The organism is Actinomadura sp. NPDC047616 (assembly GCF_040642915.1).
GTDB lineage: Bacteria > Actinomycetota > Actinomycetes > Streptosporangiales > Streptosporangiaceae > Spirillospora > Spirillospora miaoliensis.
The window spans coordinates 310,937-334,139 of sequence record NZ_JBEYTB010000011.1 but is presented as its reverse complement, the minus strand read 5'-3'; the positions used below and the strand labels follow the sequence as shown (position 1 = coordinate 334,139).

25 protein-coding genes, 3 tRNA genes and 1 pseudogene are annotated in these 23,203 nt (G+C 71.8%); 23 read left to right on the top strand and 6 right to left on the bottom strand.

Translation table 11 applies throughout. The features are described 5' to 3' along the window. A partial coding sequence (locus ABZ801_RS26560; RefSeq protein WP_360702527.1) for a transposase family protein occupies window positions 1-436 on the top strand: 436 nt, incomplete at its 5' end. A gap of 353 nt (window positions 437-789) precedes the next feature. On the opposite strand, the gene ABZ801_RS26555 is transcribed toward ABZ801_RS26560, so the two are convergent. After that, a complete protein-coding gene (locus ABZ801_RS26555) occupies window positions 790-957 on the bottom strand; it encodes a hypothetical protein (RefSeq protein WP_360702524.1) in 168 nt (55 codons plus the stop codon). A gap of 208 nt (window positions 958-1,165) precedes the next feature. On the opposite strand from ABZ801_RS26555, the gene ABZ801_RS26550 reads away from it, so the two are divergent. Further along, complete coding sequence (locus tag ABZ801_RS26550; protein ID WP_360702521.1) at window positions 1,166-2,659, top strand: alpha/beta hydrolase; 1,494 nt, start codon at window positions 1,166-1,168, stop codon at window positions 2,657-2,659. Between the two features lie 83 nt (window positions 2,660-2,742). Continuing rightward, window positions 2,743-3,226: pseudogene (locus ABZ801_RS26545) on the top strand (transposase); the annotation flags it as partial. A gap of 9 nt (window positions 3,227-3,235) precedes the next feature. Here the strand turns inward: ABZ801_RS26545 and ABZ801_RS26540 are convergent. After that, window positions 3,236-3,796 carry a TetR/AcrR family transcriptional regulator gene (locus ABZ801_RS26540; protein WP_360702518.1) on the bottom strand — a complete coding sequence of 187 codons (561 nt, stop codon included), beginning with the start codon at window positions 3,794-3,796 and terminating at the stop codon, window positions 3,236-3,238. An 85-nt stretch (window positions 3,797-3,881) separates the two neighbouring features. Here ABZ801_RS26540 and ABZ801_RS26535 point away from each other — a divergent pair, with 85 nt between their 5' ends. Next, window positions 3,882-4,730 (top strand): patatin-like phospholipase family protein, encoded by an 849-nt coding sequence (locus ABZ801_RS26535; protein WP_360702555.1) that lies wholly within the window; start codon window positions 3,882-3,884, stop codon window positions 4,728-4,730. A 170-nt stretch (window positions 4,731-4,900) separates the two neighbouring features. On the opposite strand, the gene ABZ801_RS26530 is transcribed toward ABZ801_RS26535, so the two are convergent. Next, the gene (locus ABZ801_RS26530) at window positions 4,901-5,251 is read right to left on the bottom strand and encodes a hypothetical protein (RefSeq protein ID WP_360702515.1); all 351 of its coding nucleotides are present in this window, start codon (window positions 5,249-5,251) and stop codon (window positions 4,901-4,903) included. 168 nt (window positions 5,252-5,419) lie between these two features. Between ABZ801_RS26530 and ABZ801_RS26525 the strand changes: the two genes are divergently transcribed. From ABZ801_RS26525 to ABZ801_RS26485, 9 genes are all read left to right on the top strand, one after another. Further along, the gene (locus tag ABZ801_RS26525; RefSeq protein WP_360702512.1) at window positions 5,420-5,758 is read left to right on the top strand and encodes a hypothetical protein; all 339 of its coding nucleotides are present in this window, start codon (window positions 5,420-5,422) and stop codon (window positions 5,756-5,758) included. A 58-nt stretch (window positions 5,759-5,816) separates the two neighbouring features. Continuing rightward, window positions 5,817-6,557: a protein phosphatase 2C domain-containing protein gene (locus ABZ801_RS26520; RefSeq protein WP_360702509.1), complete on the top strand. Its 741-nt coding sequence runs from the start codon at window positions 5,817-5,819 to the stop codon at window positions 6,555-6,557. A 32-nt stretch (window positions 6,558-6,589) separates the two neighbouring features. Beyond that, window positions 6,590-7,717, top strand: coding sequence for an acyl-CoA dehydrogenase family protein (locus ABZ801_RS26515; protein WP_344948823.1), 1,128 nt, complete (start codon window positions 6,590-6,592; stop codon window positions 7,715-7,717). Window positions 7,718-7,846: 129 nt separating this feature from the next. After that, window positions 7,847-7,922 (top strand) — tRNA-Thr (locus tag ABZ801_RS26510). A 260-nt stretch (window positions 7,923-8,182) separates the two neighbouring features. Further along, window positions 8,183-8,256: transfer RNA gene (locus tag ABZ801_RS26505), tRNA-Met, on the top strand. A gap of 139 nt (window positions 8,257-8,395) precedes the next feature. Next, on the top strand, window positions 8,396-8,560 hold the full coding sequence (gene rpmG, locus ABZ801_RS26500; protein ID WP_285494312.1) for a 50S ribosomal protein L33: 165 nt from the start codon (window positions 8,396-8,398) through the stop codon (window positions 8,558-8,560). 303 nt (window positions 8,561-8,863) lie between these two features. After that, the gene (locus ABZ801_RS26495) at window positions 8,864-9,301 is read left to right on the top strand and encodes a MaoC family dehydratase N-terminal domain-containing protein (RefSeq protein WP_344948827.1); all 438 of its coding nucleotides are present in this window, start codon (window positions 8,864-8,866) and stop codon (window positions 9,299-9,301) included. Beyond that, complete coding sequence (locus ABZ801_RS26490; protein WP_344948828.1) at window positions 9,301-9,726, top strand: MaoC family dehydratase; 426 nt, start codon at window positions 9,301-9,303, stop codon at window positions 9,724-9,726. The genes ABZ801_RS26495 and ABZ801_RS26490 overlap by 1 nt, the downstream gene beginning before the upstream one ends. A gap of 292 nt (window positions 9,727-10,018) precedes the next feature. Beyond that, the gene (locus ABZ801_RS26485; protein ID WP_360702504.1) at window positions 10,019-11,101 is read left to right on the top strand and encodes a UDP-N-acetylmuramate dehydrogenase; all 1,083 of its coding nucleotides are present in this window, start codon (window positions 10,019-10,021) and stop codon (window positions 11,099-11,101) included. A gap of 140 nt (window positions 11,102-11,241) precedes the next feature. On the opposite strand, the gene ABZ801_RS26480 is transcribed toward ABZ801_RS26485, so the two are convergent. Next, window positions 11,242-12,393, bottom strand: a complete 1,152-nt coding sequence (locus ABZ801_RS26480) for an EamA family transporter (RefSeq protein ID WP_360702501.1) — start codon at window positions 12,391-12,393, stop codon at window positions 11,242-11,244. A 620-nt stretch (window positions 12,394-13,013) separates the two neighbouring features. Between ABZ801_RS26480 and ABZ801_RS26475 the strand changes: the two genes are divergently transcribed. Then, window positions 13,014-13,736: a GntR family transcriptional regulator gene (locus ABZ801_RS26475; protein WP_360702498.1), complete on the top strand. Its 723-nt coding sequence runs from the start codon at window positions 13,014-13,016 to the stop codon at window positions 13,734-13,736. Between the two features lie 133 nt (window positions 13,737-13,869). Here the strand turns inward: ABZ801_RS26475 and ABZ801_RS26470 are convergent, their stop codons facing one another. Then, window positions 13,870-14,976, bottom strand: a complete 1,107-nt coding sequence (locus ABZ801_RS26470) for an adenosine deaminase (RefSeq protein WP_360702495.1) — start codon at window positions 14,974-14,976, stop codon at window positions 13,870-13,872. 227 nt (window positions 14,977-15,203) lie between these two features. Between ABZ801_RS26470 and ABZ801_RS26465 the strand changes: the two genes are divergently transcribed. From ABZ801_RS26465 to ABZ801_RS26455, 3 genes are all read left to right on the top strand, one after another. After that, the gene (locus ABZ801_RS26465) at window positions 15,204-16,175 is read left to right on the top strand and encodes a hypothetical protein (RefSeq protein WP_360702492.1); all 972 of its coding nucleotides are present in this window, start codon (window positions 15,204-15,206) and stop codon (window positions 16,173-16,175) included. 79 nt (window positions 16,176-16,254) lie between these two features. Beyond that, the gene (locus tag ABZ801_RS26460; protein ID WP_344948843.1) at window positions 16,255-16,764 is read left to right on the top strand and encodes a SigE family RNA polymerase sigma factor; all 510 of its coding nucleotides are present in this window, start codon (window positions 16,255-16,257) and stop codon (window positions 16,762-16,764) included. A 3-nt stretch (window positions 16,765-16,767) separates the two neighbouring features. Then, complete coding sequence (locus ABZ801_RS26455) at window positions 16,768-17,529, top strand: hypothetical protein (RefSeq protein WP_360702489.1); 762 nt, start codon at window positions 16,768-16,770, stop codon at window positions 17,527-17,529. A gap of 122 nt (window positions 17,530-17,651) precedes the next feature. Here the strand turns inward: ABZ801_RS26455 and ABZ801_RS26450 are convergent, their stop codons facing one another. Next, window positions 17,652-18,863, bottom strand: coding sequence for a pyridoxal phosphate-dependent aminotransferase (locus ABZ801_RS26450; protein ID WP_344948848.1), 1,212 nt, complete (start codon window positions 18,861-18,863; stop codon window positions 17,652-17,654). Window positions 18,864-19,125: 262 nt separating this feature from the next. Here ABZ801_RS26450 and ABZ801_RS26445 point away from each other — a divergent pair. The 6 genes from ABZ801_RS26445 to ABZ801_RS26420 all read left to right on the top strand — a co-directional run bounded on the left by ABZ801_RS26445 (window position 19,126) and on the right by ABZ801_RS26420 (window position 23,178). Beyond that, window positions 19,126-19,198 (top strand) — tRNA-Trp (locus ABZ801_RS26445). A 111-nt stretch (window positions 19,199-19,309) separates the two neighbouring features. Then, entirely contained in the window at window positions 19,310-19,558 is a 249-nt protein-coding gene (gene secE / locus ABZ801_RS26440) for a preprotein translocase subunit SecE (protein WP_344948851.1), read from the top strand. 136 nt (window positions 19,559-19,694) lie between these two features. Continuing rightward, window positions 19,695-20,489, top strand: a complete 795-nt coding sequence (nusG, locus tag ABZ801_RS26435) for a transcription termination/antitermination protein NusG (protein ID WP_344948854.1) — start codon at window positions 19,695-19,697, stop codon at window positions 20,487-20,489. Window positions 20,490-20,898: 409 nt separating this feature from the next. Beyond that, the gene (gene rplK / locus ABZ801_RS26430) at window positions 20,899-21,327 is read left to right on the top strand and encodes a 50S ribosomal protein L11 (protein ID WP_344948856.1); all 429 of its coding nucleotides are present in this window, start codon (window positions 20,899-20,901) and stop codon (window positions 21,325-21,327) included. Between the two features lie 85 nt (window positions 21,328-21,412). Further along, window positions 21,413-22,129, top strand: a complete 717-nt coding sequence (gene rplA, locus ABZ801_RS26425; protein WP_360702484.1) for a 50S ribosomal protein L1 — start codon at window positions 21,413-21,415, stop codon at window positions 22,127-22,129. Window positions 22,130-22,290: 161 nt separating this feature from the next. Then, window positions 22,291-23,178 (top strand): hypothetical protein, encoded by an 888-nt coding sequence (locus tag ABZ801_RS26420; RefSeq protein ID WP_360702481.1) that lies wholly within the window; start codon window positions 22,291-22,293, stop codon window positions 23,176-23,178. The last annotated feature ends 25 nt before the right edge of the window (window positions 23,179-23,203 follow it).

The following is a 23,203-nucleotide window of genomic DNA, read 5'->3' as shown; positions in this document are numbered from 1 at the left end:
GGTGCACGACCGGAAGGTCACCGCACAGTCCAAGAACTACCGGTACTCGGTGAACATGCAGGTCGTCATCGACGCCAACACCCGCCTGGTCGTGGTGGTCGGCCAGCCGGTGCCCGGCAACCACAACGACTGCACGGCATTCCGCGACTGGGGGGCCGGCCAGGCCTGCCGCGGTGCGCACGTCATGGCCGACGGCGGCTACCAGGGCAACCGGCAGGTCATCATGCCCTACCGGCGGCCCCGTGACGGCGGTGAGCTGCCCGCCTGGCAAGAGGAACTCAACGCCGTGCACCGCAGCGTCCGCGCCCGTGTCGAACACGCCTTCGCACAGATGAAGTTGTGGAACATCCTGCGCAACTGCCGACGCAAACGCGGTGGCGTCTACCACGCCACCCGCGGCATCGCCCTCCTGCGCAACCTGGCCATGGCCGGCTGACCGGCCTCCACGCCACGCCCGCCGCCGACGCTCTCCAGCACTTGTTGATCATTACGGGACAGCCTTTAGCGGCGGGGGCGGTCATGGCGCAGACCACCCTGAAGGGGTGACCGAAGGAGTAGTCGGCGCCGTGCGCAGATTCCAGTCCGAGTGGCATTCCGGGTGGGTGCCGCTGCTCGGTGTTTGGGCACCCTCGGGTGTTGCGTGTCTGTTCTTTTGCCGCGCCTGGTCAGCACGCTCGGATGTGCCTGCGCGAGCGGCGAGACGGTGTGACAGGCAGATTCGCGTGGACGAGTGCTGCGGCTCGCGGCGGGGGCGGGGGCCGCGGTTTCGTGTACGTCCCACCGACCTGGTCACTGCCAGGTATGAGGACACTCGTCACCTCCCGGTCGTCCGGCGATGGCGAGCCGCATCCGGTACCCGCCGCGCTGCAGCCGGGCGGCGGCGTCGAACATCTGCGCCGGGCCCGTGACGTCCAGCGGCTGGACGTCGTCGTACGCCGCGATCAGCACCTCCCGCATGCCGTCGGTCCACTCTGAGTGAGCGGTCGACGTGGACGGCTCTGCGCTGCAGAGGGAAGCGCCCACGCGGCGGCTCGGACGGCGCGTCCGGTATCACGGCTGGTCGGACGCCCGGTCTCCTCCTTGGGGCGGAGGACGACCGATACTGCAGAGCTATCTTTGCAGAAATATATTTGCAGACATATCTCTGTAAAGTAGGTTCTGGCGCATGCAGACCCCTCGAACCAAGCGCCGCGCGGGGCGCACGGCCGCCATGAGCCTCGGCGTGATCGCCGGACTCGCCGCGAGCGCCGCCGCCGTCACGGCGTTCGTCGCCGGCCCCACCGTGAAGGCCGAGCCCGTCGCTGCCCAAAGCCTGAAGTGGGTCTCGTGCGATGACCCGGAAAATCCCGGCGCGGAATGCGCCTCCCTGACGCTGCCGGTCGACTGGGGACGTCCGGACGGCCCGAAGTTCAAGCTGGCTCTGGCCCGGCGCAAGGCCACCGGTCCCGGCGAACGTGTCGGATCGCTGGTGTTCGGCCCCGGCGGCCCGGGCGACAGCGGCGTCGAACGCGTCGTGAAGGGCGTCTCCCGCTTCAGCCCCGAAATACGCCGCCGCTTCGACATCGTCAGTTTCGACCCGCGCGGTGTGGGCCGCAGCAATCCGATCACCTGCTCCGACGACCTGACCGCGCAGCGGCCCTCACCGAAGATCGAGGACCAGGCCGCCTTCGAGGCCACCCTCGCCTACAACGCCAAGCTGCGCGCCGACTGCCGCGAGCGCACCGGCCCGCTGTTCGACCACCTCGACACCGCGAGCACCGTTCGGGACGTGGAGGCGGTCCGCGTGGCCCTCGGCGAGCCCAAGCTGACCTTCCACGGCAGTTCCTACGGCACGATGCTCGGCGCGCAGTACGCCGAGACGTACCCGCACCGCGTCCGCGCCATGGTGCTGGAAAGCGTGATGGACCACAGCGTTCCGACCACCCGCGCCTTCCTGCGCGACCAGGGCGCCGCAGCCCAGGATTCCTTCGACGAGTTCGTGAAGTGGTGCACGGCCAGTACGGACTGTGCGCTGCGCGGCCGTGACGTCCGAGCGGTCTGGAAGAGCCTGCTGGCCCGTGCCGAACGCGGTGAACTGGAGAACCCGAACAGGCCCGGCACCCGCCTGTCCTCGATCGACCTGGTCAACGCGATCGCGTTCCGCGCGTTCTACAAGGCCGACTTCGCCGGCCTGGCCGAGACCATCGCCACGATGGACGAGAGCAGGCCGCTCCCAGCGGCGCCCGCCGCTCTCTCGCCCCTCCCGCCCACGGCCCCGATCTTCTGCTCCGACTGGCGCCTGCCCGTGCGCGACCACAGCGAGTACGCGTCACTCGTACGAACGCTGAACCGGGCCGCCCCGGACATGCCGTACCTGCTTCCCCTCCGCATGGTGGCCTCGTGCCTGGGCGCGCCCACCGCCAATCCCCAGCACCGTCTCAAGGTCGACGGCACCCCGCCGATCCTGCTGTCCAACGCCCGGCACGACCCCGCCACCGGCTACCCCTGGGCGCGATCAGTGGAACGACAGCTCGGCCGGAACGGAGTGCTCCTCACCTACGAGGGCAACGGCCACGGGAGCGTCACCAATGGGCCCTGCATGGAAAGCACCGTCAACGCCTACCTCACGGACCTGAAAGTCCCGGCCCGGGGCACCGCCTGCCCCGCCGAGACCTCCTGAGAACGCGCGCAGATAGGCGGCGTAGGGAGCAGGGTGGGCACAGGTCCTGGTGATGCGACGCTCTGTGATCACTGAGGGGACCTGTGCCCGTGCTTCCACCATGGCTGACCGACCCTGGGGCCAATTCGCAGCGCCGCTGCCCGAGCGTCCGGTGGCCGATCCGAACCATCCGCTGGGCTGCCACCGCCGTCGCAGCAACGACCGGATCGTGTTCGACAAGCTGCTCCGGCTGCTGCGGTCCGGCTGCTCCTGCCAGGCGATCGCCGACACGACCTTGTTCAGCGACCACGATCCGCAATCGCCGCGCCGAGTGGATCCGGCTCGGTGTCTTCGCCCGGATCAAGCAGATCGCGCTCCCGTCCTACGACCGGATCATCGGCCTCATGGTCGACCAGATCGCCATCGACGGCTCCATTACCAAAGCCCCAGGCGGCGGCGAGGTCGCCGGGCGGTCGCGGTAAGCAGGGCCTGAAACGCTTTGGTGTGACGGACGGTGATGGAATCCCGCTCGGCCGGGTCCTGGCCGGAGCGAACCGCCACGACTCCCCGCTGCTCGCCTCGACCCTTCTCGTGCATTCACTGTTTGAGGAGTTCAGCGAAGCGGTCCAGGGCACGATCGGTGCGGTGGCGGTCGCCGGTGGCTGTGAGATCGAACAGCAGGCCCCGGACAACGGCCATGACCAACGTTGGTGTCACGGTGTCGTCAGTACCGGTGCAGACGTCGCGGAATGTGGCACCGAGAGTGTCGAACCAGTCCGTGATCGCCTGCCCCTGGTCGGGGTAGTTCTCGGGGTGGACCAGGCCGTCGGCGTGCACCTCGAAGAACAGCCGGACGAACGGCGCACGTTCGTCTGCGCTGATCCATGCCCAGATGGCACGCAGCCGCTCCTGCGCGGAGCCCGTCTCGGGCGGAAGGTGCTCGGCCAGGCGCTCCGCACCTCGGCGACGGGCCTCGGCAAGGACCGCGGCGACCAACTCCTGTTTGCTGCCGAAGTCATAAAGCAGCATCCGTGGGCTGGTGTCCAGGGCCGCGGCCAGTGGTCGCAGGCTCAGCCCGGCCAACCCGTGCGCCAGCACGTAGTCGGTCGCCCGCGCCAGTGTGCGCTCGCGCCGGGCGGGATCTGCGGGTCGCCCCACGGTGGATCTCCTGTCGGCAACTCGGGACCCGAAACAGCGGCAGCGACTTTATGGTACGACTGTTTCAATAACTAGGGGGACCACCATGCACGCCTTCTACCGAGCACTCGTCCTGGGCCCCGGGGGTCACGTCGGCACGGCCTGGATGGCCGGACTGGCCTACGGGTTGCGCCGCCATGGCGTGGATCTGGGCGAGGCCGACCTGATCGTCGGAACGTCGGCCGGCGCGATCGTCGGAGCACTACTCGCCACCGGCCAGGACCCGGGGCGGCTCGCGACGTCGGATCGCCGGCCCGCTCACCGGCTCAAGACGGACCCCGCGCGGATGGGCGAGGTGTTCGCCGTGCTCGGCGACCGCAGCCTGGAACCCGGCGAGGCCAGGCGTCGCGTCGGCCGACTCGCGCTCCACAGCACCGACCCCGAAACCGATGAGGCGCTGCTCGCGGGGCGCGCCGCCTTGATCGGTGCGGACACCTGGCCGGAGCGACGACTGCTGATCACCGCCGTGGACGCGACCACCGGTGAGCCCGTGGTGTGGGACCGCGACAGCGGCGTGCCGTTGGTGCACGCTGTGGCGGCGAGCAGCGCCTTCCCCGGGGCCGCGCCGCCCGTCGCCATCGACGGCCGGCGGTACATGGACGGTGCGCTGCGATCGGGCCCCAACGCCGATCTCGCCGCCGGAGCCCGCACGCTGGTCGTGGTCGAGCCGATGGCCCACCTGTTTCCCCGCGAACCACTCGACCAGCAGCTGGCGACCGTGGGGGCGGACACCGTGGCGACCATCAGCCCCGATCCGGCCTCGGTGCGCGCTTTCGGCCCGGACATGGGCGACCTGGCAGCCTGGGAACCGGCCTACCAAGCGGGTCTTCGCCAGGCCGACGACGTCGGCGCGCGACTCCGCTCCACGTGGAGGACGGAAGCCAACGCGGACTGACCGCCGATCAGGTCGGTGATGCGTGGGCGGTGGCAGCCCAGCGGATGAGTCTCCGCGTAGGCCGACCCCGGCTGGCCGGCCGCCTGCTCGCCACCCTCGTGGCGAGCAAGAGCCTGGCGCGCGGTGATCGAAACGGGCCACCACGCGGCTGCGGCGTCCCACCACCCTGGTCACAGCCATCGCTTGGCTGCTTCGACACTGTCGCCCGGGCCGGTGTTGAAAGCGATCGCGGCCCCTGGTGCATGGCGTCGGACCAGGTTCACCACCTGCTCGAAGAGCGTCAGGAGGGGTTCAGGCTTGCGGACGCCGCCCCCGATGACGACGACGTCCCACGGGCGCTCTGTCAGCGCTGCGACCACGGTGGGCTCGGCTGATTCGTCCAGCGCTATCAGCGTCATGGACGCATCGATGCCATGCTCCTCAAATCGGGTCAGTTCCTTGTCGAGGACCGCGCGCACGGCGTCACCGTCCATGCCAGGAACTTTGTGCGGGTCGATACCGAGAATCAGTACGGAAGGCATGCCCGTACGACGATCAACCGGCCGTCCGGGTTCGGCCGCAGAGCCGCCACCGCCCGCCGGCCGCCGAGCGTTGACGGCGGTGGTTTCGGGAGCAGGCTCGGAGTAGGCGGGCGCCGTCCCGGACGTCGACGGCGGCGTGCACGGCAGGCGTTGCCGCAGGATTGGGGCATGGGTGTGTGGGTTTACGTGCGTGGGTGGCTGGAGTTTCACGGGCAGGAGGCCGAGGCTGAGCGGATCATTTCCGAGAACGGGGAAGGGTGGACCTTTCCCGAGGGGGGATGGCTGGACGCGGCCTGCTACGCGCGTGCCGTTCGCGCACAGCATGTGGACGAGCTGCTCGCGCAGATCCGCCGGGTCGCCGCCCTGCCGCCCAACGAGGACGGCGACCGTGTGTGCGGGCTCTTTCTCGCCTTTCACGAAGAGGAAGGGCAGTCCGAATGGCAGGTGCGGGACGGTCGCGTTGTCGTGGGGCCCGGGCCGGAGCGCTACGACTACCTGTGGCGGTAGCGCGCAAAGTGCTGGTCAGGTGACGAGCGTGTGGGCGGATCAAGGGTAGACAGGCTGGGTGCGGATCACCTACGCGAGCGAGGCGACACCGGGGCGGCTGAACGAGGACTACGTCGTCGCCGGGCCGGAATGGGTTGTGCTGCTGGACGGCGCCACGGCGGCGCCCGGAGTGGACAGCGGGTGCGGGCACGGCCCGGCCTGGCTGGTGCGGCGGCTGGCGGGAGGGCTGGCGGCGCGGCTGGCCGTGGAGGACGGCGCGCCGCTGCAGGACCTGCTGGCCGACACCGTCAAGGCGACCGGGGAGGCCCACGCCGGCACCTGCGACCTGGACAATCCCGACAGTCCGTCGGCGACCGTGGCGATGCTGCGGCGCCGCGACGGCGTCCTGGACTGGCTGGTGCTGGCCGACTCGCCGGTGCTGCTGCAGATGGACGGGCAGGTGCGGGTCGTCCACGACGACCGGGTCGACAGGCTGCCCGCGTACACGGTCGAGGCCGTGCGTGCGGCCCGTAACAGCCCGGGCGGGTTCTGGGTGGCGGGCAACCGTCCCGAGGCCGCCTACGAGGCGCTGACGGGCGAGGCGCCGGCGGAGCGGGTGCGGCGGGCGGCGGTGCTGAGCGACGGCGCGGCGCGGCTGGTGCAGATCTTCGGGCGCACCGACTGGGCGGGGCTGCTGGACCTGCTCGACGGCGCCGGGCCCGTGGAGCTGATCCGGCGGACGCGGGAGGCGGAGACCACGGCGACGATCCGGCGGGGCAAGCGCCATGACGACGCGACGGCGGTGCTGGTCCGCCCCTGACCCATCCTGGAACAGGATTCTAGAATGGGTTCATGGAACCTCAGGACTTCGCCGATGTGCTGGCCGCCGTGCGGACCTTCGTCCGCGAGCAGGTGATCCCCCGCGAGGAGGAGATCGAGGAGACCGACGCGATCCCGGAGGACCTGCGCCGGGCCGCCCGCGACATGGGCCTGTTCGGGTACGCGCTGCCGGAGGAGTACGGCGGGCTGGGCCTGTCGATCAGCGAGGAGGTCCGGCTGGCGTTCGAGCTGGGCTACGCCAGCCCCGCCTTCCGGTCGATGTTCGGCACCAGCAACGGCATCGCCGGGCAGGTGCTGGTGAACGCCGGCACCGTCGAGCAGAAGGACGCCTGGTTGCCCCGGCTGGCGTCCGGGGAGGTCGTCGGGGCGTTCGCGCTCACCGAGGCCGAGGCCGGATCCGACCCCAGCACCCTGAGCACACGCGCGGTCAGGGATGGCGACGAGTACGTCATCGACGGCGCCAAGCGGTTCATCACCAACGCCCCCGAGGCGGACGTGTTCATGGTGTTCGCCCGTACCGGCGGACCTGGCTCGCGCGGCATCTCCACGTTCCTGGTGGGCAGGGACGCGCCGGGCCTCAGGATCGGCCCGCCGGACGCCAAGATGGGCCAGCGCGGCGCCCACACCGCCGAGGTCTTCTTCGACGGCGTGCGCGTCCCCGCGTCCGCGATGGTCGGCCCCGAGGGGACCGGCTTCCGCACGGCCATGGCCTCGCTCGCCCACGGCCGGCTGAGCATCGCCGCCGTCTGCGTGGGGCTGGCCCAGCGGATCCTGGACGAGACCGTGGCGTACGCCAAGGAGCGATCGCAGGGCGGGCGCACGATCGGCGAGTACCAGCTCGTCCAGGCGCTCGTCGCCGACTCCCAGGCCGAGCTGTACGCGGGACGGTCCATGGTGCTGGAGGCGGCGCGCGCGTACGACGCGGGGGAGGACACCAAGCTCGGCCCGTCGTGCGCCAAGTACTTCTGCTCGGAGATGGTCGGCCGCGTCGCCGACCGGGCCGTGCAGGTCTTCGGGGGCATGGGCTACATGCGCGGCGTCCCCGTCGAGCGCTTCTACCGCGACGTCAGGCTGTTTCGGATCTACGAGGGCACCAGCCAGATCCAGCAGCTCGTCATCGGCCGCCATCTCCTGCGCTGACCTGCGGAGACGAAGGCCGGACCGGCTCGTCCCGGCCCTGCTCCCGGGGGCCGGGCGGGCGGTCCGGCCAATCGATTTCCTATCCGGCCCGCAAGCCGTGTATCGTTACAGCGCGTCGAAGGAACGCAGGCCCCTTTAGCTCAGTCGGCAGAGCGTCTCCATGGTAAGGAGAAGGTCTACGGTTCGATTCCGTAAAGGGGCTCCAGCAGCGGTCAGGAGTGGCGGTCCTGCGAGAGCAGGGCGCCGCTCCTTCGTTGTGTTGGGGGTACGGCCGTTGGCCGGTCCGCCGGCCGGTTCCGTCCCGGCGAAACGGGTTGGACAGGTCACCGATCCGCAGCGGTATCCTGGTGCCCGATGGCGTCGGCCACCGGAAACGCACGTCCCGGACCCCCGGGCCGGGCCCGGCGTTTTCAGACGCCGGTGAACATCCGGTATCCTTGCTTTCCGGTCGACACCGACCATCATGGCGGGGTAGCTCAGTCAGGCAGAGCAAGCGGCTCATAATCGCTGTGTCGCCGGTTCAAGTCCGGCCCTCGCTACTACCCGAGCGACTCTCGTCCCCGACCAGGGGACGAGAGCGCGCTGGGTCCTTCGCGCCGCACCGGCCGCCCGTACGGGCACGGCCGCGCGGCTCGTCGTACGAACGTCCTTGTCCCCAGCTCAGAAAGGCACTCCATCGTGGCTGCCACCGACGTCCGGCCGAAGATCACGCTGGCCTGCCAGGAGTGCAAGCACCGCAACTACATCACGCGCAAGAACCGGCGGAACGACCCGGACCGCCTGGAGCTCAAGAAGTACTGCCCCAACTGCCGGACGCACCGTCCGCACCGCGAGACCCGCTAGCCGGCTCGCGGCGGGCAGTGCCGCCGGTGCGGCCCGACCGCACGACCGGACCCGCTGACCAGCGCGTCTTCCGCCGCCATGGCGACCGCGACGCGCCCGGCGGCGCCGATCGGGGCGACCGCCGAGATCCCGCGGATACACGCGAGGCTTGCCCATCCGTCCAGCCCGTTCCCGCCGACCCGGCGAGGGCGGGCTGAACGTCGTTCTGTTACCGTCCGTGCGAGACCGCAGCGGGGCGGGCCCGGCGGCGCCCGGCGGGCCGGGGCGGGGCGGCCCCCGTTCGACCTGGAGGGAGCGGATCGCATGGCGATCAACCGTGATTTCATCGGGCGGACCTTCCCGCCCACCGAGCCGTACGAGGTCAGCCGGGTGAAGATCCGGGAGTTCGCCGACGCGATCGGCGACCCCAGCCCGCTCTACCGGGACGCCGAGGCCGCCAAGGCCGCCGGCCACCCCGACGTCATCGCGCCGCCCACCTTCCCCATCGTGGTCTCCCTCGGCAACCCGGCGCTGGCCGACCCCGAGCTCGGCATCAACTACGCGATGGTCGTGCACGGCGAGCAGCGTTTCGCCTACACCCGCCCGATGCGCGCCGGGGACGTGGTGACCTGCACGTCGACCATCACCGAGATCAAGTCGATCGGCAACAACGAGAAGCTGACGGTGGAGACCGACATCGCCACCGTCGAGGGCGAGCTGATCTGCAAGACCTACAACACGCTGGTGGAGCGGGGGGCCTGATGACCGCGCAGGTGAAGTACGCCGACGTCGAGGTCGGCACCGAGATCCCGGCGCAGACCTACCAGATCGACCGGGCCAACCTGGTGATGTACGCGGGTGCCTCGGGCGACTTCAACCCCATCCACTGGCGGGAGAGCTTCGCCAAGGCCGTGGGCCTGCCGGACGTCATCGCGCACGGCATGTACACCATGGCGCAGGCCGGCCGCTTCGTCACCGACTGGGCGGGCGACCCGGGCGCCGTCGTCGACTACGGCGTGCGCTTCTCCGCACCCGTCGTGGTCCCGGACGAGGGCGGCGCGACCCTGCAGGTCAGCGGCAAGATCGAGGAAAAGCTCGACGACAACAAGGTCGTGGTGGCGCTCACCGCGCGCGCCGCCGACCAGAAGGTCCTCACCCGGGCCAAGGCGGTCGTCCGCCTCGCCTGACCGGCCCCGCCGGCCCCGAGTACCACCTCATCGTGGTACGTGCCCGCCGGAAGCGTCGAGTCCGAGACGTTCCGGCGGGCACTCGGCCGTCCGGCCGGGCACGCGCCCGCCTCACCGATGCGGCCGCGGCCCGTGCGGCCCAGACGAGGCGCCCGGCCGCAGACGTTCATGATCTGTTCGGTGCGCCACCCCGATCGAATGTCTGTTCGGACGACTGGGGATGGCACGCTGGAGCGCGGGCGTCCCGCTGCACGGGACGGAGAGCGGCCCAACGTACGGGAGGGGAGACCGCGTGGCGGTGTTCGCTGAAGAGGTGAACCTGGCCGGATACACCACGCTGCGGCTCGGCGGCCCGGCGCGCCGGTTCGTGGAGGCGACGACCGAGGACGACCTGGTGTCCGTGGTGCGCGCGGCGGACCGGGACGGCGAGCCGGTGCTGGTGCTCGGCGGCGGCAGCAACGTGGTGGTCGCCGACGACGGCTTCCCCGGCACCGTGGTGCACGTCGGCACGCGCGGCACCGAGCATCTGCCGGACGAGCCCGGCCGGGTGCTGGTGCGCGTCCAGGCCGGCGAGGAGTGGGACCCCTTCGTCGCCCGCTGCGTCGCCGACGGGCTGGCCGGGGTCGAGTGCCTGGCGGGCATCCCCGGACGCGTCGGCGCCACCCCCATCCAGAACGTCGGCGCCTACGGCCAGGACGTCAGCGAGACGATCGCCGAGGTGCGCGCCTACGACCGCACCACCGGCAGGATCGTCACGCTGGACGCGGCGGCCTGCCGCTTCACCTACCGCCACAGCGTCTTCAAGGGCGACGACCGGTACCTGGTGCTGGAGGTGACCTACGCGCTGCGCGAGGCCGAGGAGTCGCAGCCGATCGCCTACGCCGAACTGGCGCGCGCGCTCGGCGTCGAACTCGGCGCCCGCGTCCCGCTGAAGGAGGCGCGCGACGCCGTCCTGGAGCTGCGCCGCGCCAAGGGCATGGTGCTGGACCCGTCCGACCCCGACACCCGCAGCGCCGGCTCGTTCTTCACCAACCCGATCCTGGACCCCGCGCAGCTCGCCGAGCTGGAGCGCCGCGTCGCCGAGCGGCTCGGCCCGGACGTGGCCTTCCCGCGCTACCCCGAGAGCCCGGGGCCGGACGGCTCGCCGCGCGTCAAGACGTCCGCGGCGTGGCTGATCGACCGGGCCGGGTTCGCCAAGGGGCACGCGCTCGGGCCCGTCCGCATCTCCGGCAAGCACACCCTCGCGCTGACCAACCCCGACGGGGCCAGCACCGCGGACCTGCTCGCGCTCGCCCGCCAGGTCCGCGACGGCGTCCGCGAGGTCTTCGGGATCGAGCTGGTCAACGAACCGGTGCTCGTCGGCGTCCGCCTCTGAATTCCCGGGCCTGAACAACCGGTCGGCGAACGCCCCCGTAAGAGTGCGGCGGGGAGGGTGTTCCCTCCCCGCCGCAGGGTCGGGGGCGACGCCTCTCGGCGCCGCCCAGGTGGAAGCGACACCTCCCGGTGTCGCTCAGTTCACGCCCTCGCGGGTCGGGGGCGCCGGTTCAGACGCCGGTGCCTGTCCGTACGACGCCGGTGCCTGTCCAGAGTCGCCCTCGTTGTAGCCGTAGTTCCGGGCCTGTAACGAACCGGTCGCCGGCGCGGGCCGCGTTTGGGGCGAGCGGAGCGGACGGCGCCCGCAAGGCCGACCGTGATGAGCACGATGCCCACGCACGGAAGCCAGCCGAGCGCCTGGTCCAAGAACACCCAACCCAGCACGGCCCCCAGGGCCGGTGTGAGACACGTCAGCAGGAGGATCATGCCGTCATCGATGTGCCTCATCGCCGCCAGCCGGGACAGGCTGGAGACGAAGAACACCACTCCGATGAGGGGCAGCACCCACAGGAGCGGTCCCCTCCACGCATCAGTGACGGTCTCCCCGCTGACCACCGCCCACACCGTGATCATGAGGGAGCTGGCCGCAGACACGATCAGGTTGGCGCGTGTCACGTCCCCCTTCCAGATGCGCATGTGGCGACGCAGCAACGGGCTGGACAGGGTCCTGGCCAGCGTGGCGACGAGTATCCACATCATGCCGGTGAGGCTGACGCTTCCCGTCCATACCTGCGTGAGCAATACGACTCCCACGAAGGTCACGAAAGACCACCGCAGCCTGTTCCAGTTGCCCCGCGCTTCGATGACGTTGAGGACCACCAACGGAAGGGCGTAAAAGATGCCCTGTCCAATGCTGACCTCAAGTCCGGCCCAGATGGCGAATCCGAAGCTCGCCGACATCGTGATGCTCATGACGGTGAGCCCAATTATTGAGGCGGTTTTGGTCTGCACTGCTTGGCAGACCCGTTTCTTGGACCGTCCGGCGACGCGCCCGATCGGACCCTGGGTGAGCCACCTCATGAGCCGTCCGGCGACGCGCCGGATCGGTCCTTGGTGAGCCGCCTCACGAGCCGCCCGGCGACGTGCTCGGGCGGGTGCTGTGAAGTACGACAGCATGAGGAGGAGCGCCGTGTAGAGGCCGCCCACTCCCGACATGGTGAGAGCCCCGACCAACGAGGACAACAACGTCTGGACGACGCTGACGCCCGCGGAAGCGGTCACGCCCACCAACGTCTGTGCCGTGCCGAGGACAGGCCGCTTCTTCGGCGGCCGCCCTCGTTTGTTGCTTGACATACCACGCTCCTAGTGCACAGGGCGCAAGGAGCACGGGTCGCTTGCCCGGCTCCTTGGCGCGCCAATGGATTTGACGCAACTCCAAACAGGAGCCGGGTTGGCTTGTTTGTAGTTGTGGTGCCAGCGTCGCTGAAGATCGTCACCGGCTAATTGCCGTATGGTAACGAAAAGATCAAGGGAGAGTGTCGGCCTGTGACGATGGTGTGACTGCGTGCTGGCAGTCGTTCGTGCCCCTCAGCGCGTGGGTGTTCGCTGGGGGCGTGTACGCGCTCCTCTCCCTGGGTGGCCACCTCACGTAGGACACTCGGTCGGCGCTCTGCGGGGCGCCGACCTCGGGGATGCGGCGGTCGTCGGGTGCGCTCCCGGAAGGGGCCGTGCCTGGCGGCCGCGGTTTCGGCTTCGGGCTGCCCCGTGCCGCTACTGACGCACCTGCTCAGCGTGTTGGCCGGGGCCACGCGCGGCGCCCCTCCGCCGGCCGAGCCGATCGATGCCGGGCCGCAATCGGTACTCCCGGTTTTTCCGGTTCCGCACGGGGCCGGTGGCGCGCATGATGAGATTCTCAGGCCCTTGGCTCCCGCGACCCCCGACGCGGGAGGGCCTCGACGGGGCGGAGTTGAACGGTGGCGAGTCTGCGACCCCAGCGGGGGCTCGGCCTGCGCCCCCAGCTCAGCGACGAGGTGGCGGCGCGAATCCGCGAGCTCATCCTGGACGGCCGGGTGCGGCCCGGGGAGTTCCTCCGGCTGGAACGGCTGGCACTGGAGTTCGGCATCAGCGTCACCCCCGTCCGTGAGGCGCTGCAGTCGCTGCGCAGCGAGGGATTCGTGCACCTGGAACCCCGGCGCGGCTTCGTGGTCGCGTCGCTGTCCAAACGGGACGTCGCGGACCTGTTCTGGGCGCAGGCCACGATCGGCGCCGAGCTGGCCGCGCGCACGGCCGAGCGCATGGGCCCCGACCTGCTGCAGCAGCTGATCGCACTGCAGCGGGCGCTGGAACAGGCCACGGACGCGGGCCGCCTCGACCTGGTGGAGGAGCACAACCACGCCTTCCACCGGACGATCAACCTGGCCGCCGACTCGGCCAAGCTCGCCTGGACGCTCGGTTCGGTGGTGCGGTACGTGCCGCGCGGGGTGTGGACCCGCCTGCCCGACTGGCCGGAAGTGGCCAGGGCCGATCACCGGCGCATCCTGCGCGCGCTGCGGCGCAAGGACGGCCCCGCGACCGGCGCCGCCATGCGCCAGCACATCACCCGGTCGGGCGAGCTGCTGGTCGCCCACCTGGAGCGGCAGGGCCTGTGGCGCTCCGCCCTCGACGACCCCGGCGACCAGCGGAACATCGGCGACTAGCAGCGGGGCAGGCGACCGGGCGCGAGGCGGGCGTCCGGGCGCGCCGACGACCGGCGCGAGGGTGCAGGCGCGAGGCGGGTGACCAGGAGATCGGCGACTCGCGCGAGGTCGGCGACCGGCGCGGCGCCGGCGACTAGCGCGAGGTCGGGGAGGCCGGGCGCCGGGCGCCGGGCACGGAGGCCTCGCCCGTCTGGGGGGCGTCGGCGGCGGGCAGGCGCAGCCAGTCGTCGATGCCCGCCAGCAGCCGCTTGCGGACGTCCTCGGGAGCGGCCGAGCCGAGCACCGACTGCCGGGCCAGCTCGGCCAGCTCGGCGTCGGAGAACCCGTGCTCGCCGCGGGCCAGCTCGTACTGCCGCGCCAGCCGCGAGCCGAACAGCAGCGGGTCGTCGGCGCCCAGCGCGATGCGCGCCCCTGCCTCGAACAGCGCGCGCACCGGGACGTCCGCCGCCGTCGCCGCCACGCCCAGCCCCACGTTGGACGCCGGGCACACCTCCAGCGTCACCTGGCGCCGCACGATCTCCTCCAGCAGCCGCGGGTCCTCCACCGCCCGCACGCCGTGGCCGATGCGGTCGGCCCGCAGCGTCTCCAGGCACTCGCGCACGCTCTGCGGGCCGAGCAGCTCGCCGCCGTGCGGGGCCGCCAGCAGGCCGCCGCGCCGCGCGATGCGGAACGCGCCGTCGAAGTCGTACGCCCGGCCGCGCCGCTCGTCGTTGGACAGCCCGAACCCCACCACGCCCTGGCCGGTGTAGCGGATGGCCAGCCGCGCCAGCGTCTTGGCGTCCAGCGGGTGCCGGGTGCGGTTCGCGGCGATCACCACGCCGATGCCGACCCCGGTCGCGGCGGACGCCTCCCGCGCGGCGTCCAGCACCAGCTCCACGGTCGGCGTCAGCCCGCCGAACCGTCCCGCGTACCCGCTCGGGTCCACCTGGATCTCCAGCCAGCCCGACCCCTCGGCGGCCTCGTCCTCGGCCGTCTCGCGCAGCAGCCGCCGCATGTCCTCGGGGGTCTGCAGCACCGAACGCGCGATGTCGTACAGCCGCTGGAAGCGGAACCAGCCGCGCTCGTCGGTGGCGTGCAGCCGCGGCGGCCAGTCCTCCACCAGGGCGTCCGGCAGGTGCACCCCGTGCCGCGCCGCCATCTCGACCAGGGTGGAGTGGCGCATCGAGCCGGTGAAGTGCAGGTGCAGGTGCGCCTTGGGCAGGGCGCGAATCGGACGCTCTGAAACGGGACGGGGCTCCATGCACAAATGTTGCCCGATCGCCGCCCGGCCCGCCGCCCCAGCCCCCCGCACCCCCCCGCGAGATCACCCGGCGAGGTCATGCCGCATGGCCCCAAACGACCACCCCGGGCGCCCCCCACCTGCGCCTTCGGGACGGCGAAAAAAACTCTGAGATCCCGTGCAACCCCTCTCCGTGGCCGCGCGTATACGAGGGGCGCAAGAGGCCAAAGGCGCAGAAGGGACACAACATGCTTTCTCTGAAGGTCGCCGCCGTCGCGGCATCCGCGGTGGGCGCCGTCGCCGTCGGCGGGGTCACGTGGGCCTCCGTCTCCCAGCCGGAGACGGACCTTCGCTCCGGGCACTCGCCGGTCGCCGACGCGGTCCAGAAGGCGAAGGACACCGCCCCGGCCCCCGTCGCCACGCCCACGTGCCTGCCCACCGGCAAGGCGCCCAAGGCGCCCGAGCCCGGCAAGCCCGCGGCGGGCGCGCCGAGCGTCCCGGCCGGTCCGAAGGCCCCCGAGGCGCCCGGCGCGCCCTCCGTCCCGAACGCGCCGGGCGTGCCGAACGCGCCGGGCGTGCCGGCGGTGCCGAACGCCGACGCCCCGGCGGTGCCCAAGCCCGCCACCCCCGAACTGCCCGACGCCGGGGCCGCCGCCGACGGCGCACTGGCGAAGGCCAAGGCCGCGCGGCCATCCACGCTGCCCGACTGCGACCGGCCGTCCACGGCGCCCAAGGCGAACGGCCACACCGCCCCGTCCGGCGCGCCGGCCGCGCCCAAGGCCCCCGCCGTCCCCGCGGTGCCGTCGTTCAGCTGCGCCGACCTCAGGCCCGCCGTGCCGGTCGGCGGCGCCGTCGAACGCGCCGTCATGCTGCCCAAGGGCCTGAAGTACGCCTCCAGCACCACCGGCGCCAAGGCGCACGAGGCCAAGAAGATCTGCACCGTCACGCAGAAGTGGGTCGGCAAGGCCGGGCAGTGGGTCACCGTCAAGCGGATCCAGACCGAGGCCGCGATGACCGAGAGCAAGCTGCGCCAGACCCTCGGCCTGCCCGCCGGCGGCCGTAAGGTCACCGTGGGCGGGCTCGCCGCCTGGCAGAGCCCCGCCGGCGACGGCGTCCTGGTCGTCGACCCGGCCGGCCACTCGGCGCTGCTGGTCAACGGCAGCCCGGTGTTCGCCACGAGCCTGCAGGACATCGCCGGCAAGCTGCACCAGGCCAAGTAGGCCCCGCGCGGACGGCCCCGAGGCGCGCGGGGCCGTCCGCCTTCGGACGACCGAACCACCCTGAGCCGGACGGAGCACCGTGGGGCGTCGAGACGAGGAGTCGTTCGCCGAGTTCGTGGCGACGCGTGGCACCGCCCTGTTGCGGACCGCCACGCTCCTGTGCGGGGCCAGGCAGGACGCCGAGGACCTGCTGCAGACCGCGCTGGAGAGGGCCTACCGGCACTGGGGCAGGCTGGACGCAGACGCCGATCCCGAGCCCTACGTGCGCCGCATCCTGGTCAACCTGGTGATCAGCCGGGCGCGGCGGTGGAAGGTGCTCAAGGAGATCCACATGTCCCGGCTGCCCGAGCGCGCCACCGCCTCGCCCGCGCACACCGTCGAACTGCGCGGCGCGCTGATCGACGAGCTGCGCCGGCTGGGGCCGCGCCAGCGGGCGGTGCTCGTCCTGCGCTTCTGGGAGGACCTCTCGGAGGCCGAGACGGCGCGGATCCTCGGCTGTTCGGTCGGCACGGTCAAGAGCCAGGCGTCCCGGGCGCTCGCCAAGCTCCGGGAGCGCCTCGACAGGCACGCGGCACCACTGGGGAGTTGAGCGATGGATCTGGAGAGCGAACTGCGCACGGCCATGGCCGAGCACACGGCCGGGACGTCGGCGCCGCCATCGCTCGCCGCGGTCGTCCGCCGCCGGCACCGCCGCCGCGTGGTGCGGATCCGCGTGACGGTCGGCGCGGCCGTGGCCGCCGCCGTGGCCGCGTTCGTGGTGACGCCCGCCTACAACTCGATGACGCATGTCGATCCCGCGGGCATGCGCGAGACTCCGGCCGGTTCGCCGACGGCGGCATCGCCGGACCGGCCGGTCCCGCCTCCCGCCCCGGGCCTTCCCGCATCGCCCCCGTCTGCGGAGAGGCCCGGGGCGGGGGCCTCAGGCAAGCCTGAGGCGGACCGCCCACCGGCCCCGGCGCACCGCGACGAGCCGGGCGGCGCACCGGGGCCGGTCAGGCGTCCCGACTGGGTGACGTACCTGCCCCCCGGGCTGAACGTGGACCGGCCGTGCGCCGAACGCGGCGGCGGCGGCGACCGGACCACGACGTGCCGCTGGAGCGGCGGTTCCGGCTGGGTGGAGATCCGCGTCGTGCGCGGCACGGGCCTGTCCGGCCCCGAGGACCTGGGCGGCGACGGCGCGCCCTCGATGCCCCGCCACACCTCGGTGCACGGGGTGCGAGCGGTCGTCAGCGACCGCCCGGACTCCGGACGCCAGGTCGCCTGGATGGCCCGTCCCGGCGTCGGCGTCGTCGTGGCGGCGGGCGGCTCGGCGCGCGACCAGCTCATGCGCGTCGCCGAGGGCGTCCGCGTCTGACCTCACGGCGCCCGGCCCGTGTGGCCCGCCCTGAGAAACCCGCCCCGGAGGGGGACGTCCGGTGGAAGCGCGGCCGCCGGACGATCCCCCGCCGGGGCGTCACGTCACGCGATGCGGCCGGCTCAGTGCGCCTCGGCCAGCAGCTTGGCGACCCGGGACACGCCCTCCACCAGGTCGTCGTCGCCGAGCGCGTACGACAGCCGGAAGTAGCCCGGGGTGCCGAACGCCTCGCCCGGCACCAGCGCCACCTCGGCCTCCTCCAGGATCAGCGAGGCCAGCTCCACCGACGACTGCGGACGGCGGCCCCGGATCTCCTTGCCGAGCAGCGCCTTGACCGACGGGTAGGCGTAGAACGCGCCCTCCGGCTCGGGGCACACCACGCCGGGGATCTCGTTCAGCATCCGCACCATCGTCTGGCGGCGCCGGTCGAACGCGGTGCGCATCTGCGCCACCGCCGAAAGGTCGCCCGTCACCGCGGCCAGCGCCGCCGCCTGCGACACGTTCGCGACGTTGGAGGTGGCGTGCGACTGCAGGTTGGCGGCGGCCTTCACCACGTCCTGCGGGCCGATCAGCCAGCCCACCCGCCAGCCGGTCATCGCGTAGGTCTTGGCGACGCCGTTCAGCACCAGCGTGCGGTCGGCCAGCTCCGGCACCACCACCGGCATGGAGTGGAACTCGGCGGCCCCGTACACCAGGTGCTCGTAGATCTCGTCCGTGATCACCCACAGGCCGTGCTCGTCCGCCCAGCGGCCGATCTCCTCGATCTGGTCGCGGGTGTAGACGGCGCCGGTCGGGTTGGACGGCGACACGAACAGCAGCACCTTGGTGCGCTCGGTGCGCGCCGCCTCCAGCTGGTCGACGCTCACCCGGTAGCCGGTGGTCTCGTCGGCCACCACGTCCACCGGCACGCCCCCGGCCAGCTTGATCGACTCGGGGTAGGTGGTCCAGTACGGCGTCGGCACGAGCACCTCGTCGCCCGGGTCCAGCAGCGCCGCGAACGCCTCGTACACCGCCTGCTTGCCGCCGTTGGTGACGAGCACCTGCGAGGCCTCCACCCGCAGGCCGGAGTCGCGGGCCGTCTTCTCGGCGATCGCCGCGCGCAGCTCGGGCAGCCCGGCGGCGGGCGTGTACTTGTGGAACCGCGGCTCCCGGCACGCGGCGACCGCGGCCTCGACGATGTAGTCGGGGGTCGGGAAGTCCGGCTCGCCCGCACCGAACCCGATGACCGGGCGGCCCGCCGCCTTCAGCGCCTTGGCCTTGGCGTCGACGGCCAGCGTGGCGGACTCGGAGATGGCGGCGATGCGCCTGGACAGGCGAGGACGATCGATGCTCATGCCTCCTATCGTTACAGACCCGCGGCGATGACTTCAGCGGTATATCCCCGCCGGTCGGACCGGGTGTCGGGGACGAGCCGGACGGCCGGTCGCGACATGGCGGCGCGGTCCGGTTCGACGCGGGCGGCTCTGGGACGTAGACTCACCGTCCTAGTGGCGACTCATGGCATACGGTCCTGTCCGCGAAAGGCCGTAAGCTATGAACGTCACGACCCGGCCGGGGACGGCCGGGGCATCTCCTTGCACGGGAGAGAAAAAGTGAAGGGCAGTGGCTCAATTGGTAGAGCTCCGGTCTCCAAAACCGGCGGTTGGGGGTTCGAGTCCCTCCTGCCCTGCGAGGTGCGGTGCGCGCACCCGTGCCTGCCAGGCGATGGCACGCCGCACGGTGAGCGAGCGAGTCAACCACAGGGTGGTTGGTCACGACCTATGAGGTGAACGGCGGCACAATGGCGACTGAGACGCGCGGCGAGGCCGCGGCCAAAGACGAAGGCAAGGGGAGGTCCCCGCGCAAGCGGACGTCTCCCGCTCTCTTCGTGCGCCAGGTGGTCGCCGAACTGCGCAAGGTCATCTGGCCGACCCGGCGTGAGCTGATCACCTACACGACCGTGTCCCTGGTCTTCGTGCTGATCATGCTCGCCATCGTCTCCGGCCTCGACTGGCTGCTGCAGCGAGGCGTGTTCTGGGTCTTCGGCTGAGCCACCGGCACCGGGCGGCCGTCTGCGGCCGCCGCCGTCGGCGTACCGCCGAGGGCCTGCCGGAGCCCCGTTAGGGCGTTCGCCCGCATCGCCCGGAAACTCCATCACCACCATCCGTACGAGGGAAAGAGTCGCCGTGTCCGAGTCCTCACAGCCCAACGACGAGGCCGTCGAACAGGCCCGGTCCGCTGAGGCTGCTGCGGCCGAGCCGTCGGGTGAGCCCGCCGGGGCGGATGTGCCCGCCGCCGGCGCCGAGCCGGTGGACACGGAGACCGAGGGCGACGCCGTCACCGAGACCGGCGAGAGCGCCGAGGCGGAGGAGACCGCCGAGGCCGAGCCCCCGGCCGACCCGTACGCCGACTTCAAGATGCAGCTGCGCATGCAGCCGGGCGACTGGTACGTCGTGCACTCCTACGCGGGGTACGAGAACCGGGTCAAGACCAACATCGAGACCCGCACCCAGACCCTGAACATGGAGGACTACATCTTCCAGATCGAGGTCCCCCAGCACGAGGTGACCGAGATCAAGGGCGGCAAGCGGCAGAAGGTCAACGAGAAGGTCCTGCCCGGCTACATCCTGGTCCGCATGGAGCTGACCGACGAGTCGTGGGCCGCCGTCCGCAACACGCCCGGCGTCACCGGCTTCGTCGGCCTCTCCAACAAGCCGTCCCCGCTGAGCCTGGACGAGGTCGCCTCCCTGCTCGCGCCCGAGCCGGAGGAGCCCGCCAAGGCCAAGGAGCAGGCCAAGGCCGCGCCGTCGGTGGACTTCGAGGTCGGCGAGTCCGTCACCGTCATGGACGGCCCGTTCGCCACCCTCCCCGCCACCGTCAACGAGATCAACGCCGAGCAGCAGAAGCTGAAGGTGCTGGTCAGCATCTTCGGCCGCGAGACGCCGGTCGAGCTGTCCTTCAACCAGGTCTCCAAGATCTGACGAGGCCGCTCCGGCCGGCGCGTATCCTGGACGGGTCGGCCCTGCGCGCGCAGGGCGGGTCCGCCCAGATGCTCGTGCCGGTCTCCGGCCGCGCGTCCGCGGATCGGCCCCGTGCCGCGCGGAGAGGTCCGGGTGCCCGGCAGGATCGTCGAGCGCGAGACCTTCGGCCCGCCCTTCGCGGGGATGGTCTGGTTCTCGTCTCGGCTCCGGACGGGAGACACGGCCGGCCCCCGCGTCCGCGGGGACGGCTCCGTCCAACTCCACGCTGGTCAGGCCACATCTGCGTCGGCCCCGCGTCCGCGGGGACGACGAAGCACAGCGGTTCCTACGTCGCGGTTGAGTCCCGGCCGCGACGTTGCCCGTGAAACGCGGGAACCGGAACCGAAGCACACGGGACGTAGGGGTGCAGATGCCTCCGAAGAAGAAGGTCGCCGCGATCGTCAAGGTCCAGCTGCAGGCCGGACAGGCGACCCCGGCGCCGCCGGTCGGTACGGCGCTCGGTCCGCACGGCGTCAACATCATGGACTTCTGCAAGCAGTACAACGCTGCCACGGAGTCCCAGCGCGGCAACGTCATCCCCGTAGAGATCACCATCTACGAGGACCGCTCGTTCACCTTCGTCACCAAGACCCCGCCGGCCGCGCAGCTGATCCTCAAGGCCGCGGGCGTGGAGAAGGGCAGCGGCGAGCCGCACAAGACCAAGGTCGGCTCGGTCACCCGCGACCAGATCCGGGAGATCGCGCAGACCAAGATGCCCGACCTGAACGCCAAGGACATCGACGCCGCCGAGAAGATCGTCGCCGGCACCGCCCGCTCCATGGGCATCGAGGTCAAGTAGGACCCTCGTACGGGACGTCCGTACGACCGTGGAAGGGCCTGGCGCGGCCCGCACCACGACCTCCTTTCACATCAGGGAGACAGACATGAAGCGCAGCAAGGCGTACCGCGCCGCGGCCGAGAGGATCGACCGCGAGCACCTGTACAGCCCGGCCGAGGCCATGCGGCTGGCCAAGGAGACCAGCGTCACCAAGTTCGACGCGACCGTGGAGGTCGCGCTGCGGCTCGGCGTGGACCCGCGCAAGGCCGACCAGATGGTGCGCGGCACGGTCAACCTGCCGCACGGCACCGGTAAGACCGCCCGCGTGCTGGTCTTCGCGGGCGGCGCCAAGGCCGAGGAGGCCCGCGAGGCCGGGGCCGACTTCGTCGGGTCCGACGACCTGATCGAGAAGATCCAGGGCGGCTTCCTGGACTTCGACGCGGTGGTGGCCACCCCCGACCAGATGGGCAAGGTCGGACGGCTGGGCCGGGTGCTGGGTCCGCGCGGCCTGATGCCCAACCCCAAGACCGGCACGGTCACCATGGACGTGGCCAAGGCGGTCACCGACATCAAGGGCGGGAAGATCGAGTTCCGGGTCGACCGGCACGCGAACCTGCACTTCATCGTCGGCAAGACCTCCTTCAGCGAGCGGCAGCTGGTGGAGAACTACGCCGCCGCCGTCGAGGAGATCCAGCGGCTCAAGCCGTCGGCGGCCAAGGGCCGGTACGTCAAGAAGGCCGCGGTGACGACGTCGATGGGGCCGAGCGTCCCGATCGACCCGAACGCCGTGCGGAACCTGACCGCCGAGCTCGACCAGGACTGACCGGCGACAGCCGGCAGTCGTGAAGGGCGTCCCCTTAGGGGGGCGCCCTTTTGCTTTGCGCGTCCGGTCCGAATGACGGCGCCTGTGGTGCCGGCGGAGCCGGTGGTGTTGAATCGATCTCCGCCCTCGCAGGGCTCGTCGACGTTACGGGACGGAGGACCGTGGACCGTCGTGCCGATCACCTGGTCGTGATGGCCGTCGTCACGGCCGCGGCCGTGGTGCCCGCCGCGATCGTGGCCGTCGTCAAGGCGGGGCCGGAGGAGTCCCGCGACACTCCGCGAACGCCCGTGGCGGCCGTTCAGAACGCCCCGGCCCCGGCCCCGGAGGCGGCCGGAGCGTCCCGCTCCCCGCTCCCCGAGAACGCGCCCAAGGCGGCGCCCACGGGCGGCACGTCGGCGACCGCCTCGTCCACGCCGGGGCGCACGTCCCGCGGAAGCGCCACGGACACCCCCACCGGACGCGCGTCCAGCGCCCGAACGCCGCTTCGCTCGTACGTCCGCGAGACCGAGGTGCGGCTGTCCGGTGCGGCGAACGGCGACTACGAGCACGCCACCGAGACCGCGCGCTTCACCGTGGCGCCCCGGTTCGCGCTGGACGCCACGGGCGTGCGGACGAGCGTGCGCGGCGGCGAGAAGACCACCGTCACCCAGAAGGCGATCGTCAAGGGCCGGACGCTGTCGGGCTTCGACGGCACCGGGTGGAGGCACCGCACGCTGACCGACGCCCAGCTCGCCAGGCTGCGGACCGGGTCCGATCCGCGCGAGTTCACCGGCCTGGTCCGGTCGCTGCCGGGCGTCGGCAGGTCGGCGCCCGACCGGTTCGGCTCGGTGCGCTACACGGCCGGGGTGTCGATCGGCGACCTGCTGTCGCTGCTGCCGGAGGCCGAGGCCGGACCCGCGGGGCGGGCGCTCAGGGCGGTGCCGCTCGGCATCGGGGTCTCCCTGGACATGTGGGTCGACGCCGACGGCCGTCCCACCTGGATCGGCCTGGGGGCGGCGGTGCCGGGCGGGCGGTTCGCCGGTTCGATGGCGTTCCGCTCCTACCGCTGAGAACGCCCGGGCGCCGTGTCGCGCA

Bases quoted from the DNA above. Each gene is read 5' to 3' on its own strand.
- ABZ801_RS26470 (WP_360702495.1), bottom strand. From the start codon at position 14,976: ATGGAGCCCCGTCCCGTTTCAGAGCGTCCGATTCGCGCCCTGCCCAAG.
- ABZ801_RS26455 (WP_360702489.1), top strand. From the start codon at position 16,768: ATGGATCTGGAGAGCGAACTGCGCACGGCCATGGCCGAGCACACGGCC.
- secE (WP_344948851.1), top strand. From the start codon at position 19,310: ATGGCGACTGAGACGCGCGGCGAGGCCGCGGCCAAAGACGAAGGCAAG.
- ABZ801_RS26480 (WP_360702501.1), bottom strand. From the start codon at position 12,393: ATGTCAAGCAACAAACGAGGGCGGCCGCCGAAGAAGCGGCCTGTCCTC.
- ABZ801_RS26450 (WP_344948848.1), bottom strand. From the start codon at position 18,863: ATGAGCATCGATCGTCCTCGCCTGTCCAGGCGCATCGCCGCCATCTCC.
- ABZ801_RS26525 (WP_360702512.1), top strand. From the start codon at position 5,420: ATGGGTGTGTGGGTTTACGTGCGTGGGTGGCTGGAGTTTCACGGGCAG.
- ABZ801_RS26555 (WP_360702524.1), bottom strand. From the start codon at position 957: ATGCGGGAGGTGCTGATCGCGGCGTACGACGACGTCCAGCCGCTGGAC.
- ABZ801_RS26550 (WP_360702521.1), top strand. From the start codon at position 1,166: ATGCAGACCCCTCGAACCAAGCGCCGCGCGGGGCGCACGGCCGCCATG.
- ABZ801_RS26495 (WP_344948827.1), top strand. From the start codon at position 8,864: ATGGCGATCAACCGTGATTTCATCGGGCGGACCTTCCCGCCCACCGAG.
- ABZ801_RS26490 (WP_344948828.1), top strand. From the start codon at position 9,301: ATGACCGCGCAGGTGAAGTACGCCGACGTCGAGGTCGGCACCGAGATC.
- ABZ801_RS26530 (WP_360702515.1), bottom strand. From the start codon at position 5,251: ATGCCTTCCGTACTGATTCTCGGTATCGACCCGCACAAAGTTCCTGGC.
- ABZ801_RS26515 (WP_344948823.1), top strand. From the start codon at position 6,590: ATGGAACCTCAGGACTTCGCCGATGTGCTGGCCGCCGTGCGGACCTTC.
- ABZ801_RS26535 (WP_360702555.1), top strand. From the start codon at position 3,882: ATGCACGCCTTCTACCGAGCACTCGTCCTGGGCCCCGGGGGTCACGTC.
- ABZ801_RS26465 (WP_360702492.1), top strand. From the start codon at position 15,204: ATGCTTTCTCTGAAGGTCGCCGCCGTCGCGGCATCCGCGGTGGGCGCC.
- rplK (WP_344948856.1), top strand. From the start codon at position 20,899: ATGCCTCCGAAGAAGAAGGTCGCCGCGATCGTCAAGGTCCAGCTGCAG.
- rplA (WP_360702484.1), top strand. From the start codon at position 21,413: ATGAAGCGCAGCAAGGCGTACCGCGCCGCGGCCGAGAGGATCGACCGC.